Origin of the sequence: Shivajiella indica (genome assembly GCF_042683085.1) — a bacterium.
GTDB lineage: Bacteria > Bacteroidota > Bacteroidia > Cytophagales > Cyclobacteriaceae > Shivajiella > Shivajiella indica.
The window spans coordinates 162,208-177,227 of the sequence record NZ_JBHUIV010000010.1 but is presented as its reverse complement, the minus strand read 5'-3'; the positions used below and the strand labels follow the sequence as shown (position 1 = coordinate 177,227).

At 37.2% G+C, this 15,020-nt stretch carries 11 protein-coding genes; 3 read left to right on the top strand and 8 right to left on the bottom strand.

The features are described from left to right. Positions 1–236 precede the first annotated feature (236 nt). Positions 237–935 carry a hypothetical protein gene (locus ACFSKV_RS04185; protein WP_380800604.1) on the top strand — a complete coding sequence of 233 codons (699 nt, stop codon included), beginning with the start codon at positions 237–239 and terminating at the stop codon, positions 933–935. Positions 936–996: 61 nt separating this feature from the next. On the opposite strand, the gene ACFSKV_RS04180 is transcribed toward ACFSKV_RS04185, so the two are convergent. Both ACFSKV_RS04180 and ACFSKV_RS04175 read right to left on the bottom strand, forming a co-directional pair. After that, on the bottom strand, positions 997–1,815 hold the full coding sequence (locus ACFSKV_RS04180) for a PIG-L deacetylase family protein (RefSeq protein WP_380800603.1): 819 nt from the start codon (positions 1,813–1,815) through the stop codon (positions 997–999). Between the two features lie 41 nt (positions 1,816–1,856). Next, complete coding sequence (locus ACFSKV_RS04175; RefSeq protein WP_380800602.1) at positions 1,857–5,276, bottom strand: DUF7133 domain-containing protein; 3,420 nt, start codon at positions 5,274–5,276, stop codon at positions 1,857–1,859. Positions 5,277–5,519: 243 nt separating this feature from the next. Here ACFSKV_RS04175 and ACFSKV_RS04170 point away from each other — a divergent pair, with 243 nt between their 5' ends. Beyond that, a complete protein-coding gene (locus ACFSKV_RS04170; protein WP_380800601.1) occupies positions 5,520–6,629 on the top strand; it encodes an alanine racemase in 1,110 nt (369 codons plus the stop codon). A gap of 63 nt (positions 6,630–6,692) precedes the next feature. Here ACFSKV_RS04170 and ACFSKV_RS04165 read toward each other — a convergent pair whose 3' ends face one another. The 6 genes from ACFSKV_RS04165 to ACFSKV_RS04140 all read right to left on the bottom strand — a co-directional run bounded on the left by ACFSKV_RS04165 (position 6,693) and on the right by ACFSKV_RS04140 (position 12,644). Further along, positions 6,693–7,160 (bottom strand): hypothetical protein, encoded by a 468-nt coding sequence (locus ACFSKV_RS04165; RefSeq protein WP_380800600.1) that lies wholly within the window; start codon positions 7,158–7,160, stop codon positions 6,693–6,695. Between the two features lie 20 nt (positions 7,161–7,180). Then, positions 7,181–8,005 (bottom strand): DUF2490 domain-containing protein, encoded by an 825-nt coding sequence (locus ACFSKV_RS04160; protein WP_380800599.1) that lies wholly within the window; start codon positions 8,003–8,005, stop codon positions 7,181–7,183. A gap of 10 nt (positions 8,006–8,015) precedes the next feature. After that, a complete protein-coding gene (locus ACFSKV_RS04155) occupies positions 8,016–9,968 on the bottom strand; it encodes a hypothetical protein (RefSeq protein ID WP_380800598.1) in 1,953 nt (650 codons plus the stop codon). A gap of 248 nt (positions 9,969–10,216) precedes the next feature. Then, the gene (locus tag ACFSKV_RS04150) at positions 10,217–10,537 is read right to left on the bottom strand and encodes a hypothetical protein (protein ID WP_380800597.1); all 321 of its coding nucleotides are present in this window, start codon (positions 10,535–10,537) and stop codon (positions 10,217–10,219) included. Positions 10,538–10,640: 103 nt separating this feature from the next. Further along, on the bottom strand, positions 10,641–12,029 hold the full coding sequence (locus ACFSKV_RS04145; RefSeq protein ID WP_380800596.1) for an arginine decarboxylase: 1,389 nt from the start codon (positions 12,027–12,029) through the stop codon (positions 10,641–10,643). A gap of 129 nt (positions 12,030–12,158) precedes the next feature. Continuing rightward, a complete protein-coding gene (locus ACFSKV_RS04140) occupies positions 12,159–12,644 on the bottom strand; it encodes a hypothetical protein (protein ID WP_380800595.1) in 486 nt (161 codons plus the stop codon). Positions 12,645–12,928: 284 nt separating this feature from the next. On the opposite strand from ACFSKV_RS04140, the gene glgX reads away from it, so the two are divergent. Next, a complete protein-coding gene (gene glgX, locus ACFSKV_RS04135; RefSeq protein ID WP_380800594.1) occupies positions 12,929–15,019 on the top strand; it encodes a glycogen debranching protein GlgX in 2,091 nt (696 codons plus the stop codon). Position 15,020 lies beyond the last annotated feature (1 nt).

Genomic DNA, 15,020 nt, shown 5'->3' with positions numbered 1-15,020 from the left:
TAAATTCTATCTAGATCAAAATTTCAAAAGATTGAAAAAAAATAAAATTACTAATCAGGATAAAAAACAGAATTTGTAAATTAGCACCATTCACCAAAACAAATCTATTTCAAGTAACAGCTTATTTTTAAAAAAAAGCACAAGATTTTATTATTAAAATGAAACTAACTTCACCAAAGTTTGTTTTTTAACTTATGTTTTTATTGGTAAATTGCAACCCGATTTATAATACGTTCATGAATAAGACCCTGGTAATAGGAATATTGTTCTTTTTTATCTCAATTACATCTTTCGGTCAGTATAACCGCGGGGGTGAAAGGGGGGACAGGATCAGTGTGGGCTTAGGTCCCTCTTTTTTATATGGGGACAATACAGGTATACATAGCGAATTCAAATTCAAAATATTACCAGTAGTTAGTGGGGAATATATTACCAGTTTCAATGATTTCATAGATATCAAAGCTACCCTGGGATGGCAAATGATCAATAGTGGTGATTATTATGATGATAATCTAATCAAAAGAATTGCTGAAGACGGATATCCACATGCATTTAAAGGAAACTTATTTTTTGCTGATGTCATGCCTTATTACATATTTAATCCAGACCGAAGAGGTTTTGTCGCTACTGCATTTAAATTTTATTCAGGATTGGGAGTCGGAGTTTTTCACTCCATGCGGACAGATAAAAAAAGGGTTTATGAAGGTGACAATTATATTGACATTGAATACAAGGATTCCGATACCCATGTCTACTTCCCTTTAAGAGTTGGAAGTTTTTTTAGAATACCGGATACTTATAATGATCTTGGAATTGAGGGGTCATTACTAATCAGTCCATTTGGGAATATGGAAGGAAATGGTAAGCAACAAAAAGCAGTTAATGCAGACATTGCCGTTCAGTTGCAGGTGTATTATAAGTTCTACCTTTGGTAATTGAGTAAATTGTGTTTTTTTAAAGGTACTTTAAGTATATTAATTTTAGTGTAATGGGTTTTTAATTTTTGAACACCTTTACTTCACTGAAATATTCTCTGTCAAAAATCCTTGAATAGATCACAGTAGGAATTTCCTCCCTATAAGGTAATAAATTCCTAAATACCTCTTGTTGGCTTGCATGAGCATCCATCATATTTTCAAGAGTGAAAAAGTAAGGAGTTGTTTTGACGGCAAAGTCCGGAAATGGTAAACCTGGGCCTTCAACCGGGTAATTCTTCTGGAATCCGGGGGCCAGTTGTAATGCTATTTTAATCTGTTTGGGTGACAAGGTAACCTGAAATAGCTTTTTAACAGGAAATCCAGTATTCCCAAACTTCTCTTGAAATAGTTCCTCCATGGCAAGGGATACGCTTCTATGGTCAGGGTGTCCATACAATCCCACCTGGCTGTCATAACTGATGATATAATCAGGCTGATGCTTTTGGATCATATCCAAAGCAAGATTTTTTATTGTATCTAAAGAAACACCACTTAATCCACTATCCGGGAAATCAAATAATTCCAATTGCTCTGCATCCAAAATCTCAGCAACCATTCCTAATTCCAAAGCCCTGGCTTCCCCAAGGTTTTCCCTTTCCACCAAACCTCCTGTTGGACCTGCTTCTCCTTTAGTAAGGCATATCAAGATTATTTTATGCCCTGCTTTTCTCGCTGCTAGTAATGACCCACCCACAGCAATTTCATCATCAGGATGCGCAAAAAAAGTCATGATTTTCTGAGGAGATTCTTCTTCAATCAATTGCTCTCTTAATGGAATTCCCTTATCATGAAGCAAAAACCTTCCACCCAGAACCAAACCGACACTGAGGACTCCCATAATTATGATCGTGATCAATAAAATAATGCTCAATCGCTTCATCAGAAATTCTCCTTCAATGTAGCCAAATAAGCTACCAAGTCTCTGATTTCCCTTCGACTCAGTAAATTCTTCATATCAGGCATGCTGGAGGGGGCTGTTTTTCTTTCCAAAACATCAGATTTATTGATCAAGGTATCAGGCTCAGCGCCCCTTTTGATCAGTAAGGTTTGGGAATTTTCCTCTGCCAGGATTCCTATGACCTTCCTTTCATTTTTCAACTCCAAAGTTACTATACCATAGCCTGGGGCTATTCGCTTACTTGGATCAATCAAAGACTCCAATATTTCCTGTCTGCTCAGTCTATTGGCAATCCCGTTCATGGCAGGTCCCACATTGCCACCCATGTCATCATAGGCATGGCAACGCATACATTGACCTGTCTGGGATTGGAAAAAAATCCTTCTTCCATCATTGATATCCCCACCGTTCAAACTGCTTTGATAAGAAGCCAAAACATCCCCTTTCCATAGCTTATCTGATGCCTGTTGATACAATGCCGATATTTCGTTATCTCCACTTTTCTCAACTGCCTCACCCAATTCCAAAAGTATTTCCGGATTCAATTGCCCTTTCCCCATTTGTTCAAACAAAAGGCTAAAGCCAGATTTGGAAAACTCCGCGGGAACTTTTCCTAATGCATTCAAGGCAGCCTGCTTTTCCTCTGTAGTCCTTTTTCCAATAACATCAATCAACAATTTGACTTTCAGAGAATTATCCATTACCAATTGATCCATCAGATTCAGACCTGCTACCCTTACAGTTTTATCCGAATCAGCAATTGCTTTTTCTATAGCCTGTGGGGTTTTATTGGATTGCATCTTGGCCAAAGATTGTAAAGCTGCAGTTTTCACTTCAGAAGGATTACCCCCACTTAGCATAGCCAGCAATCTTTCTTCGGTTTCAATTATACCCAATTTTCCTATGGCTTTGATAGCTCCCAATTTTAAAGGCATTTGATTGGATGACAGCAGCTCAATTAATGCATCTCCGGCAGCAGTTTTCACCAAAGTGCCATCACGGGTTATCTCACCCCTATACCTCCCATCTACCCTATCCAAAACTGAAGGTTTGGCCCAAGTTCCCAAAGCCTCAATGGCTTCCTGTCTCATTGCCAATGGCGCATCCGATTTTAACATATAAGAAATCAGGTTTTGCATGGCCTGATCGGTACCCACCCTTAAATTGGCATTGATGGCCCTCCTAATGAGAGGCTCGTTGGTGAATTTGGTAGACAACAATAAATTACCCAATTCTGGCAAAGCTCCTTCAATGGAAAAATCATCGTTGATTGCTCTGGCAGCTTCTGTTACGATATATTCATTCTGGTCTAAAAGAAATGCTTTGATACCAGGATACTCCAGTCTTCTCAATGCCAATACTGCCCCCAATCGGACTGCATTATTATAATGATTGGACAATGCCACCAATTTTTCCGGTTCATTCAATCGGGCAAGTGCCAATGAAGCCGCATGCCTGATATAGGCATCCTCATCATTATTATTTTCAAGCAAATCCACCAAGGAATTAAATCCTGGCTTGTAATCCATCCTGCCAATGGCCTCTGCTCCAAAGAACCTTGCTCTTGGATATTCATCCACTAATAAAGCCAACATGGAAGATCCTGCTTCGGTAAATTTGATGTCTCCCAACCACTTTGCAGCCTGGGCACGTATCTCAGGATCACTGTCCTTTAACAAAGGCATAATTTTCTTGGCTTGCTGTTTATCTGTCATCCGGGCAATCTGACTCATACCAACGATGGCATGGATCCTTGCCAACTGGTTTTCTCTTTGGTTCATCACTTTTTCAAAAACCTCCGCTCCTTGTCTTCCCCGCTTTGCCAACTCAAATTGTGCTTTCCTTCTAATCCGCTGATCTTCATTGAACAGGTGTCCTTCCAGATCTCCAACGGACATTTTACTAAAGTCAAGGGATATCAATCTTTGTGTTTCTTTTCTTGCTTCCCAATTTGTCCCTTCCTCATCATCAATTTTCCAAATCCTTCCGTAATTTTTGTTACCCCATCCATTGATCCAGTCAGCGGCATATAGGGCACCATCAGGGCCAAAGGTAATTCCGGTGGGTAACATCGCACTTTGAATCATTTCAGTTTCCTGTAACTCAAAAGTGGCCCCCTGTGGCTTCAACTTAAAGGCATGTATACCGGATCTTGCCGGGCTACCTACAAATTCAACTACAAAAAATGTATTTTTCCAACGGGGACTCAATGCAGTTCCAGGGTTGTATAACATTCCAGTCGGACCATTCACATAGTTAATAATGCAAGGAGTAATATAGGCTGCCTGACCTTCATGTCTTGGTTTGTACATATTTTCATCCATCCAAACCTTGTAAGTATTGTTATCCGGATCACGGTATTTGCCAAATTGCCAGTTGATTCTCCATCCTGTATCCGAACCATTGACCAAATACACCAAACGTTCACTTTCTCCCCGATGATCGCCATCATTATCCACTGATATCAGGTTATTGTAATCATCAAAAATAAATTCATGCGTATTCCTCACTCCCATTGCAAACACCTCAAAATCAGATCCATCAGGATTAGCTCTGACCACTACTCCCCTATTGGGGTATTTCCATTGGTTCCCATCTTGATCAACTCCATTGAACCCGATATCCCCGATGGCCCAGTACATCCTTCCATCAGGACCGATTCTGGCTCCAGACATGCCATGTGCACCAAAACCTATGTGAATGCCATAGCCATGGGAAAGGGATTGTTTTTCGTCTATGATCCCATCCCCATTGCTATCTTTTAATCTCCAAAAGTCTGGCCCTACGCCAACAAAGACGTCCCCCTCATACTCTGTTACCGCAGCAGCAATATCAGTTACCTCTTCATGAAAATCCTCAATCATTTTCTGCGACCAATCTGCCAATCCATCTCCATTGGTATCTTTTACCCTATAAATACTCTCCTTGATTTCAAGCATATCCTTCCAATCATGGGAACCGTCACCATTGTAATCCTTGAGCCAAATATTCTCATCACTTCTTTCAGGTGAAAGCTCTTTCCTTAAAAATGCCCTCTTATCCTCTATCGATTGGAGAGAAATAGATTCAATCTCCCAATCCTGGTGACCCCGAATATCAAACTCTACTTTTCCCAATCTTCCTGAACTGGTATAATAAAGGGTCCCATCGTCACTCATATGAATAGAAATTGGATCCACAATCAATGAATCCACAGCCCATATGGACATGTTCAGACCTTCCTTTAAGGTAGGGTTCATGGAAGATTCAATTTCAGCTGCCATGCTCTTAACTTCCACATGATCCATCTGTTTGATTCTTAAATCAATGGGTTCGGAAGGGGATTTCTTGCAGGACCAAAAAATGGTTAGACAGAGTCCGGCCATCAAACTGAATTGAAGGGATCTTTCAATAGTTTTCATAGGTTAATTTCAGGTTTTTGCAATGAAATTGAAATATAGAGAAAAAACACATACAATTCTTTTATTGACTTTTTTGAAATTGCTCAAACTATTTGATTGGTTGAATGAGGTGATGAGTAATTCGTGTTTTTAAAAGCAATAACCATCCTTGTTATTCCCATGCAAAATCCTCCATCTACATATTTGCTTTGGGGAAGTCTATCTTTATTCATAATTTTCATTTTTAAAATTTAACTCAATGCCATGTCTTATCTTAACCAAATAACCTCCCCAACATTACTTCTTGATGAAAAAATCTGCCGTCATAACCTTCAAAAAATGGCAGAAAAAGCTAAAAGGCACCAAATGAAATTGGTCCCTCACTTCAAAACAGCCCAATCCCATCAGGTGGGCAAATGGGCAAAAGAATATGGGATCACTGAAATCACTGTTTCTTCGATCAAGATGGCGGAATACTTTTGCGGACATGGATGGGAAAATATCCATATTGCCTTTCCTTTCAATCCCCTTGAAACCAAAAAACTAAATGAACTCGCAAAAAATCAATCCCTTTCAGTTCAATTGATCAATGTGGAGGTTACAGAAAAATTGGCCAAAGAGCTGGAGTATCCCGTGGGATTTTTTATTGAAATTGATGCAGGATACGGAAGAACCGGCGTGGAAGTTACCGATTTTGGTTTGATGGAGGCAATTATGCGGGCTGCCAAATCTTCTGATAAATTAATATTTAAAGGATTTTACCTGCATGCAGGGCATACCTACTATGAACCGGACAAAAAGGCCGTATATGAACAGACCAAAGCTGCCCTTTCTATGTTAAAAAATAAATACCGGACAGAATATCCTGGACTGGTTACCAGAACTGGTGACACGCCGGGCTGTTCGGTCATGGAAGACTTTGGGGATATTGATGAAATGGGCCCGGGAAATTTTGTGTTCTATGATATAATGCAGGTGAATCTAGGGAGCTGTTCTATGGAAGACGTGGCAGTGGCTTTGGCAGTTCCTGTTGTAGACATCAAAAAAGATAGGAAAGAAATTTTGGTACACGGGGGCGGGGTGCATTTGGCTAAAGATGTTCTCACCGAACCTGATGGTTCAAAGAACTTCGGGGAAGTGGTATATCTGGGAGAAAATGGCTGGACAATCCCTTTACAGAGATCCTATTTGAAAAGTATTTCCCAGGAACATGGCATCATCAAGGCCTCCGATGAACTCCTTGCCCGGGTGAAAGTGGGTGATGTCTTAGGAATCCTTCCCATTCACAGCTGTATGACAGCGGATTGTATGGGAAGTTATTTAACCTTGGATGGTGAAGTAATCGACCATGTTGAGCAAAATACAAAAAATTGATTCTAATCTTTGGAGTTTACAATTTGGCAACTTCCACGATTGACTTTTCCAAGATTGGCAACTTTAATTAATAAAATAAACCACCCCAAGTTTAAAAATAAACTCGTCCCTTCCGATAGGTTGATACCTAACTTCAGGGTTCAAACCAATTTCATCGATGAGTTTGATCATTCCACCTACTCCCAAGTTGATGGAATCATACTTTACAGAACCCTTTGGATTAAATTCGTAAATTCTAGTATAATGACCATAACCTAAAAGTGCATACCACTGCCTAGCCTTTTCAGTAAGGTAATACCTTGCATTGATATCAAATCCTCTGGCATTTCCGGTTGCAGGAATATAAAAACTTACTGCAGAGGTAAGGGAGAAATAATTTAATGGAAAATACTCCCCCTCTAATGTCATGCCGAAGAATCCCTTACCGGATGTCATTTCATAAGCATGGATAGCTCTCCACTGCCCTTTGTATTGGGCTTTAACAGAATGTGAAAAAATTAAAATAAAAACAACTATGATTATTTTCTTCATTTTTTAATCTTAATTAATCCCTAGAAGGCAAAATCTCTTGTTATGGGACGCCTATTTGGTCTGAAATCAAATGTATACATGACATTCAAACGTATAATATGCCTATTGCGGTAAGTTCCTGGGGTATCAGTTGGACCATAAGTCCACATATGCCCTCCAAAAAACATGTAATTATTATAAGTATATCCTATAGCGGTATACAATCGGTTTTCTTCGAAAATATTCCATACATGTTTTCCTGACTGAAAGAAAAATTCATTGGAAGGAGCTATAAAAAATGTTTTATTCTCCATTTTAGGTTTGTTTAATGGAATGTAGGCTGTGATTTTATACCGCCAACGATTTGTAAACAAATATTCAGCCCCAACTTCATTGCTTCTCTTGAACCTATGTTCAAAACGGAATTGGTGTAGGATTTTAACACTTCCAACCCCTTGGGTCAGTAACCATTGGTGCCAAAACCTGGGTTCAAGTACAGAATCCAGATATTCGGGATTTCCGGGCTCTGGGGTAAAGTTCCATACTAGAGTTGGTCCAAAAGTGACCTCAAAATTATCTGTAAATAAATAAGTAAATCCGAATCGGTTGTAGATCTGACCCATTCTTCCCACAAAATCCGACCTGTTATCCAAGCTGTTTTTCCTTCTGTAATGGGTTTCCTGATACCACCACCATTTCTCCGTCATCCTCAATTTCAGGTAAAGCCCATTCCATAACTCAGTAGTCGCCGGAAGGTTGGTTTTCTCTGTCGGAACAAAAATTTCTTCTTGAGAATATACAGGATTAAAAATAAAAAATATAAAGAAACCAATCCCGATCAATCCTAACCTAACAATTAAATTCATTCGATTTTGATTATAATTCCAACAATGATTCAATCTTACTTACAGATAATCTCCTATTTATCTTTCTTTCCAAATTTCTGGTATCTGCTTCCCGTAACTCTCCCATTCTTTCAAACAGTTTGGAAGTTTTATTGAGCCAAACCTTGATCTCAGTATATTCTTTCTCCCCTTTGATGCCATCCAAATAATGGGTCAAAACCTTTTCTCCACTCTCATACAATCTGTTTTTTGCCCTTTGATCATATCGCGTATAGGTAAATGGATTGAATACTTCCTCCATATAAAGTCCATCCATTTGATTGACTTTTTTGCTGAGATCTATTATGGGTCTGAACTGATTTTCCATCTCATCTAACAGGTCCAACATCACTCTGGCAATTTCTTTCTTTCCACCAAAATTCTCTTCCTTCGCATAGCGCTCATTCAAATTATTGAAGCCTTCAACCAGAATATTATCATATACAGCTTTAATCAAATTATTTGTCAATTCATCAAAGTCATGAGAGGGATAATACTTTTGTTCCAAATCATCTTTTTTGGATTGAATCTGATTTTGGATGTTGCGGAGATCCTCATCTCTTTCAATCCTGGACAGTGATTTATCTACATAGGCTTTTAACTCTGAAGTCTTTTGTTCTACCTGATCAATATAAGATGACAAGGCTTCATAAAAATCCGAAGAGACATCCCCAACTTTGTACTCCAGCTGTTTTTGAATTTGCCTGTTTTCGAAAATGTAATTGACATTATCCCTTTCAGTCAAAAACGGCAACCCTTCTTCAATTAGATTTTGAATATCGTAGTACTGAATTTCTTTGGTCCGAAGAAGATTTATAATTTCAGTAAATTCATCCAACTTCTTCACCTGAAATTGGAAAAAAGCATAAGCAAAAGAGAGCGTATCTGATTTTTGTTTGTTCAAATTCAAAGCATTTCGCTCTGAATAATCCCTTATAGTAGTTTGTAGTTTATCAAATTTCGAAGGTAGATCCTCCACTATCCTTTGTTGGGATCTACTTAGTTCAAAAACAAATTTTTTAGTATGTAAGGGATAATCCACCAGCTCTCCATTTTGGGACACATACTGATCATCATATCTTAAAACATTAGTTAAAAATTCAGTAATAAACTTATTGCCGTCTTCCTGCACCCTGAAATGCTCAGAGCCTGAAAGAAATCCGTCATTGAACAAAATGCCGAATTTTTCATCGGATTCACGGAACCCTTTATTCTCATTACTATTGAGCAGCTTCAGTTTTTTAATGGTTTGGAAAAAAACGACTTCTTCCAATAATTCATCTGATACCAGATCCCTTTTTATGACTCCCAATAAAAACCCATTTTCATAATTTCGAACTTCACTCACCAATTTCCCATCCTTTTGGTATACAAAAGTCCATTCTCCATTCATAAAGCCCTCTTTATTGAGCTCACCTCTAATGAAATGAGTCTTATCTCCAACAAAGGTTTTGTATTGAAATTTTCCCTGAATATCTCCGTTTCTAAACAAAAAATCCTCAGCCTCGGCTTTCTTAAATAACTTCCCTTCACGGAATTCATTTTCTTCAAAAACCCACCTCCCATCAGGTACTCCACTTTTGTAATTTGCCTTTAACTTTATTTGCTGACTATTGATATCATAAATTAATTTGAAAGCATCAATATCATTCAAAGTGACTTCATGCTTTTCATCCTGATATTCCCAAATTCCTGATTTCTTATCCTCTTCATAAAGACCAAAAATCTCTGTCTTATACAATACTGTCTTGTCCTGAGGATCTCTTTCTTTTCTTAAGAATCTAAATTCTCCTTGTTTGATAATCGTGTTGCCCTCCCCTTTTACAAATTCAAAATTTCCACTTCCGGATAACCCATTAAATTGGTAATTCCCTTTATAAACCTCTTGGGAAAAAAGAATTAGAGGTGAAATGACAAATAAAATTAAAAGGAGTAAATGTTTCATAGACAAAATTTCAATTTTATCCTTTTGGTAAATAGTGGTTTGTTTATATTTATAAATGATTTTAATCTATTTTTCATAAGCTCACCAAATACCAGGCCAAAGTACCATTATTAGCTTACAAAATTACTTTTTTGTAAAATAAACAAAATTTAATTTCTTTATCATTAAAAATAAATCTATAAAACATAATTAAAATACTGATTATTACAGCTTTTATTAAGAAATTTTATTGTACTTTTTTAATATCTTTAATTCTTCATTATGGAAAACAAAATCTCAACATAACCGATTTTACCTTCCTGAGACTCTGTTGGAATTTCCCCGTTCGCCTTTTCCAATATGTAAACTTCAATTAAATCCGCATCCTTTCCCTGAGCGTAGTGAACAATATCTTTTTCAACTTCTTTAAGAATTCCATCAGCCCTTTCAAAATAATCATGTCCCTTTTTTTTGTAATAAATCATTTTTGATCTATCCTGAGGTACATCAGATTTATAGATGATTTTTATCCCATTTGTAGGACCTAAATTCAGCAGGAAAGAAAATGTAAGAGCAAGGAGGATTTTCATGGATATTAGGATTCTGTGACAAAAGTCACAAAAGTAATACCAAATCAAAAGAAAAATAGTTCAAAAAATAAGCGTGTTTTTTAGAAACACGCTTATTAAATCATTAATAACCAAGGACTTTTAACATACTTTCACTGTTTTGCTCAGGAGCAAACAACCAGTGTTTGATGCTTCCGTCTTTATCCCTATCTATTATCACATGCTTAGGTGCCGGAATAAGACAATGCTGTATCCCTCCATACCCCCCTAAAGATTCCTGATAAGCACCTGTATGGAAAAACCCAATATATTGCTTTCTCCCTTCCAGAATTTTGGGAAGGTAGATATTGAACTGATGGGCTTCGGAATTATAATAATCCATACTGTCACAGGTAAGACCTCCCAAATTGATATTGTGGTATTCTTCTTCCCAATTGTTAACCGCCAACATGATGTATTTTTGGTTCAATCCCCAACTGTCCGGCAACTGTGTGATAAAACTTCCGTCGATCATATACCAAAGTTCTTTATCATTCTGAAGTTTCTCATCTAAGATGGAATATAATACCGCGCCACTTTCACCTACCGTGTAGCTTCCAAACTCAGTAAAAATATTAGGCTCATCTGTATGGTTTTTTGCGCACATCCATTTAATATTTTTGACTATTTGCTCTGCCATATACTGGTAGTCATAATCAAAAAACACGTTGTACTTAATAGGCCAGCCCCCTCCAATATCCATAGAGTCAAGAGTCGGAGCTATTTTTTTCAGATCTACATATTTTTGGATAAACCTGGTCAATTCTGACCAATAATAGGCGGTATCCCTAATTCCGGAATTGAGGAAAAAATGCAACATCTTCAAGGAAACTTTTGGGTTATCCTTTATTTTTTCTTCATATAAGCTTATAATGTCATTGTAACGCACCCCTAGTCTGGAGGTATAAAATCCGAATTTTGGTTCCTCATCTGCAGCAATTCTAATTCCTACCTGAAAAGGAACTTTCACATGCTCAAGGTAATAATCTACCTCTCCTAAATTATCCAGAATAGGTATACAATTCACAAAGCCATCATTCAAAAGCTCGGTAATGTATTGCTTATACAATTGCCTTTTAAATCCGTTGCAAACTATGTAGGTCTGTTTGGTGATTTTGCCTTTTTCATAAAGACTTCTGACCAGAGGAATGTCAAATGTAGAGGAAGTTTCAATATGGATATCATTCTTCAATGCCTCATCCAACACAAAACTGAAATGAGAGGACTTGGTACAATAACAGTAAGTATATTTCCCTTTGTAATCATGCTTTTCAATGGCATTGCCAAAGTAAGTTTTGGCATTTTGTATGTTTTCAGAAATCTTGGGTAAATAAGTCAATTTTAAGGGCGTACCATAAGTTTTGATGATCTCCATAAGGTTAACACCATTGAAATGAAGTTCGTTGTTTTCTACATGAAACTCTTTGGTAGGAAAATCAAATGTTTGTTGGATGAGATCGATGTATTTGTTCATTTTTAATAGTTGGATTAAAGCATGAAAACCAAGTACAAAACTTGCTTTAAATATTGGGAATTCAAACGAAAAAAGGGAAAATCCAAATGGAAATTCCCTCAATTCACCAAATATTGAATATACTTGACCTTATGCGAAAAGCTCAGCCTTTAATAATTGCTCTTCTTTGGCAAATGCCTTTTGGTTTTCAATGAGTTTCCTAAGAATAAGCTTAAATCTTATTTCTTCCGAAACAATTCTAAAAATCTTTTTCAAATAAGCATTTACAGTGGGTTCATCTGCTTTATAATATTTTAACGAATAAATCCCACGCTCTTTTTCAAATTCTGCCATTACTCCAATTGGCTTTCCAATACTTATCAGGCCATTCAGCAAACCCTTCAATTCGGTAAATCCATTTGTCAGCTTAAAATTTATCAAATTAAAGGATTTATTTGCCTCTGGAAAATTTGGAAAATCAAAAGATGCGGTCCCTACAAGCTCCACCATTCCGCAACTTTCCAATATTTGCACAGGATCAATGATATTGCCTGTTAACGAATCTTTTTTTGAAACCTTCCAAAAGGAAAATTCTTCATTGGATTGAAATCTGGAAATTGCTGCAGGTAATGACATAATTGAAAATAATTAAATGAATGTCCAAACATAAAGAAAGAAATTTTATTATCCTAATTACCCTATAATTTTTATAGGTTTTTATGGAGTTTTTTTTTTTCAATCATTAAATTGTTTTTACCCATATACCCTATTAACCATTTCTTCATTGTTTTAAGATTAATCAAATAATCATTCATTTTATTCATTTCAATCTGTTGTACTTTAAGTAAATATTATCCAATATTGGAAACATATTTTAACACCCGTCAAAATATTTTTGCTATTTAGATTATCAATCCATTATGCAAGCGGAAGAAAAGGTTTACAATATCTCATCAGGAGTCAGTTTTCCTATAGGCACCAGTTTCACTGAAGATGGGGTGAATTTCTGTTTGTTTTCTAAACATGCAACAGCTGTAGAATTACTCCTTTTTAATCACAAAGATGATATAGAACCTGAGGTAACCTTTCAATTAACCAAAAATAAAAACAAGACCTATCATTATTGGCATATTTGCATCAAAGGCATAGACCCTGGCCAATTGTATGCTTACAGAATCCATGGCCCTTATGAACCTGAAAAAGGACATAGATTTGATCCCCATAAAATCATTTTGGATCCGTATGCAAAAGCAGTAAGCATTCCACAAAAATACAACCGAAAAGCCTTTAGTAAATTCGGTCATGTTGAACTTCCTTCCTTGAAAAGCGTATTGGCTGACCTATCCATTTATGATTGGGAACATGTGCTACCACCAAAAAGGCCTTTTTCAAGAACAGTAATTTATGAAATGCATGTTGGAGGTTTCACCAAAAGACCAAATTCTGGTATTGATCCAAATAAGAGGGGGACATTTTTGGGATTGATTGAAAAAATACCCTATTTACTCGCACTTGGAATTACAGCTGTAGAATTTCTCCCGGTTTTTCAATTCGATGAACAGGATGCTCCGGAAGGGCTTACTAATTATTGGGGTTATAGCCCTATTTCTTTTTTTGCACCCCATCAGGGGTATAGCAGTAATCCTGATAATCCCTTACAGGTATTGGATGATTTCAGGGATATGGTGAAAGCTTTCCATAAAGCTGGAATAGAAATTATACTAGATGTAGTATTTAATCATTCTTCAGAAAATGATGATAAAGGACCAACCTATACCTTTCGAGGAATTGACAACAGTATTTATTACTTTTTAGAAGACGATAAATCCAAATACAAGAATTATTCGGGAACGGGTAATACGATGAATGCCAACCAATCTATCGTCAGAAGGATGATTATATCCAGTCTCCATTTTTGGGTCAGGGACATGCATGTGGATGGTTTCAGGTTTGATCTTGCCTCAATTCTATCTCGGGATGAAAGAGGAAACCCCATTGAGAATCCTCCGATTTTATGGGATATTGAATCTGACCCAATCCTTGCCGGGACCAAACTTATTGCTGAAGCCTGGGATGCAGCAGGGCTTTATCAGGTTGGGAGTTTTACTGGGGACAGCTGGAAGGAGTGGAATGGTAGATTCCGTGATGATATCAGAAGTTTCCTAAAGGGAGATAAAGGGAAATTAGGTGATTTTGTTACCCGACTAATCGGAAGTCCGGATATTTATGCCCATCGAAACCGGGGTCCTGAACAAAGTATAAATTTTGTTACCTGCCATGATGGTTTTACTCTCCATGATCTTGTCTCCTATAATGTCAAGCATAATCTTGCCAATAAAGAATTTAACAAGGATGGTAATAATGAAAATTATAGCTGGAATTGTGGTGTGGAGGGACCAACAGATGATGAAACTATCCTTTCAATCAGAAGGAGACAGGTAAAAAACTTCCATGCCATCAATATTCTTTCCGTAGGAGTTCCAATGATTTTAATGGGTGATGAAGTCTGCCATTCCCAAATGGGGAATAACAATGCTTATTGTCAGGATAATGAACTGACCTGGTTTGATTGGGATTTGACTATCAAGAACCATGATGTTTACAGATTTGTCCAATTACTGATTCAAAGAAGAACAGTGACCACAACAACGCCACAGGAACAATTTAGCATCAGTCTCATTGATCTTTTAAAGCAATCAAGAATAATCTGGCATGGGGTAAAGGAAAACAAACCAAACTGGAGCGCTGATTCGCTTTCCATAGCTGTAACTACAATTGCATTTAACAGTAAAATTGCCATGCATTATATGGTGAATGCATACCATCATGACCTGGATTTCGACCTTCCCCAAACTTTGGATTATCAAATAATCAAATGGAAGAAATGGTTGGACACTAGCTTGCCATCACCTGAAGACATATGCCCTTTCAATGAAGCCAAACCCTATGGATCTCTTATTTACAAAGTAAAAGCCCATTCCCTAGTAGTATTGACGGCAAACCTAAAATAAT

Coding starts and splice junctions, on each gene's coding strand:
- ACFSKV_RS04185 (WP_380800604.1), top strand. CDS start 237: ATGAATAAGACCCTGGTAATAGGAATATTGTTCTTTTTTATCTCAATT.
- ACFSKV_RS04180 (WP_380800603.1), bottom strand. CDS start 1,815: ATGGGAGTCCTCAGTGTCGGTTTGGTTCTGGGTGGAAGGTTTTTGCTT.
- ACFSKV_RS04175 (WP_380800602.1), bottom strand. CDS start 5,276: ATGAAAACTATTGAAAGATCCCTTCAATTCAGTTTGATGGCCGGACTC.
- ACFSKV_RS04170 (WP_380800601.1), top strand. CDS start 5,520: ATGTCTTATCTTAACCAAATAACCTCCCCAACATTACTTCTTGATGAA.
- ACFSKV_RS04165 (WP_380800600.1), bottom strand. CDS start 7,160: ATGAAGAAAATAATCATAGTTGTTTTTATTTTAATTTTTTCACATTCT.
- ACFSKV_RS04160 (WP_380800599.1), bottom strand. CDS start 8,005: ATGAATTTAATTGTTAGGTTAGGATTGATCGGGATTGGTTTCTTTATA.
- ACFSKV_RS04155 (WP_380800598.1), bottom strand. CDS start 9,968: ATGAAACATTTACTCCTTTTAATTTTATTTGTCATTTCACCTCTAATT.
- ACFSKV_RS04150 (WP_380800597.1), bottom strand. CDS start 10,537: ATGAAAATCCTCCTTGCTCTTACATTTTCTTTCCTGCTGAATTTAGGT.
- ACFSKV_RS04145 (WP_380800596.1), bottom strand. CDS start 12,029: ATGAACAAATACATCGATCTCATCCAACAAACATTTGATTTTCCTACC.
- ACFSKV_RS04140 (WP_380800595.1), bottom strand. CDS start 12,644: ATGTCATTACCTGCAGCAATTTCCAGATTTCAATCCAATGAAGAATTT.
- glgX (WP_380800594.1), top strand. CDS start 12,929: ATGCAAGCGGAAGAAAAGGTTTACAATATCTCATCAGGAGTCAGTTTT.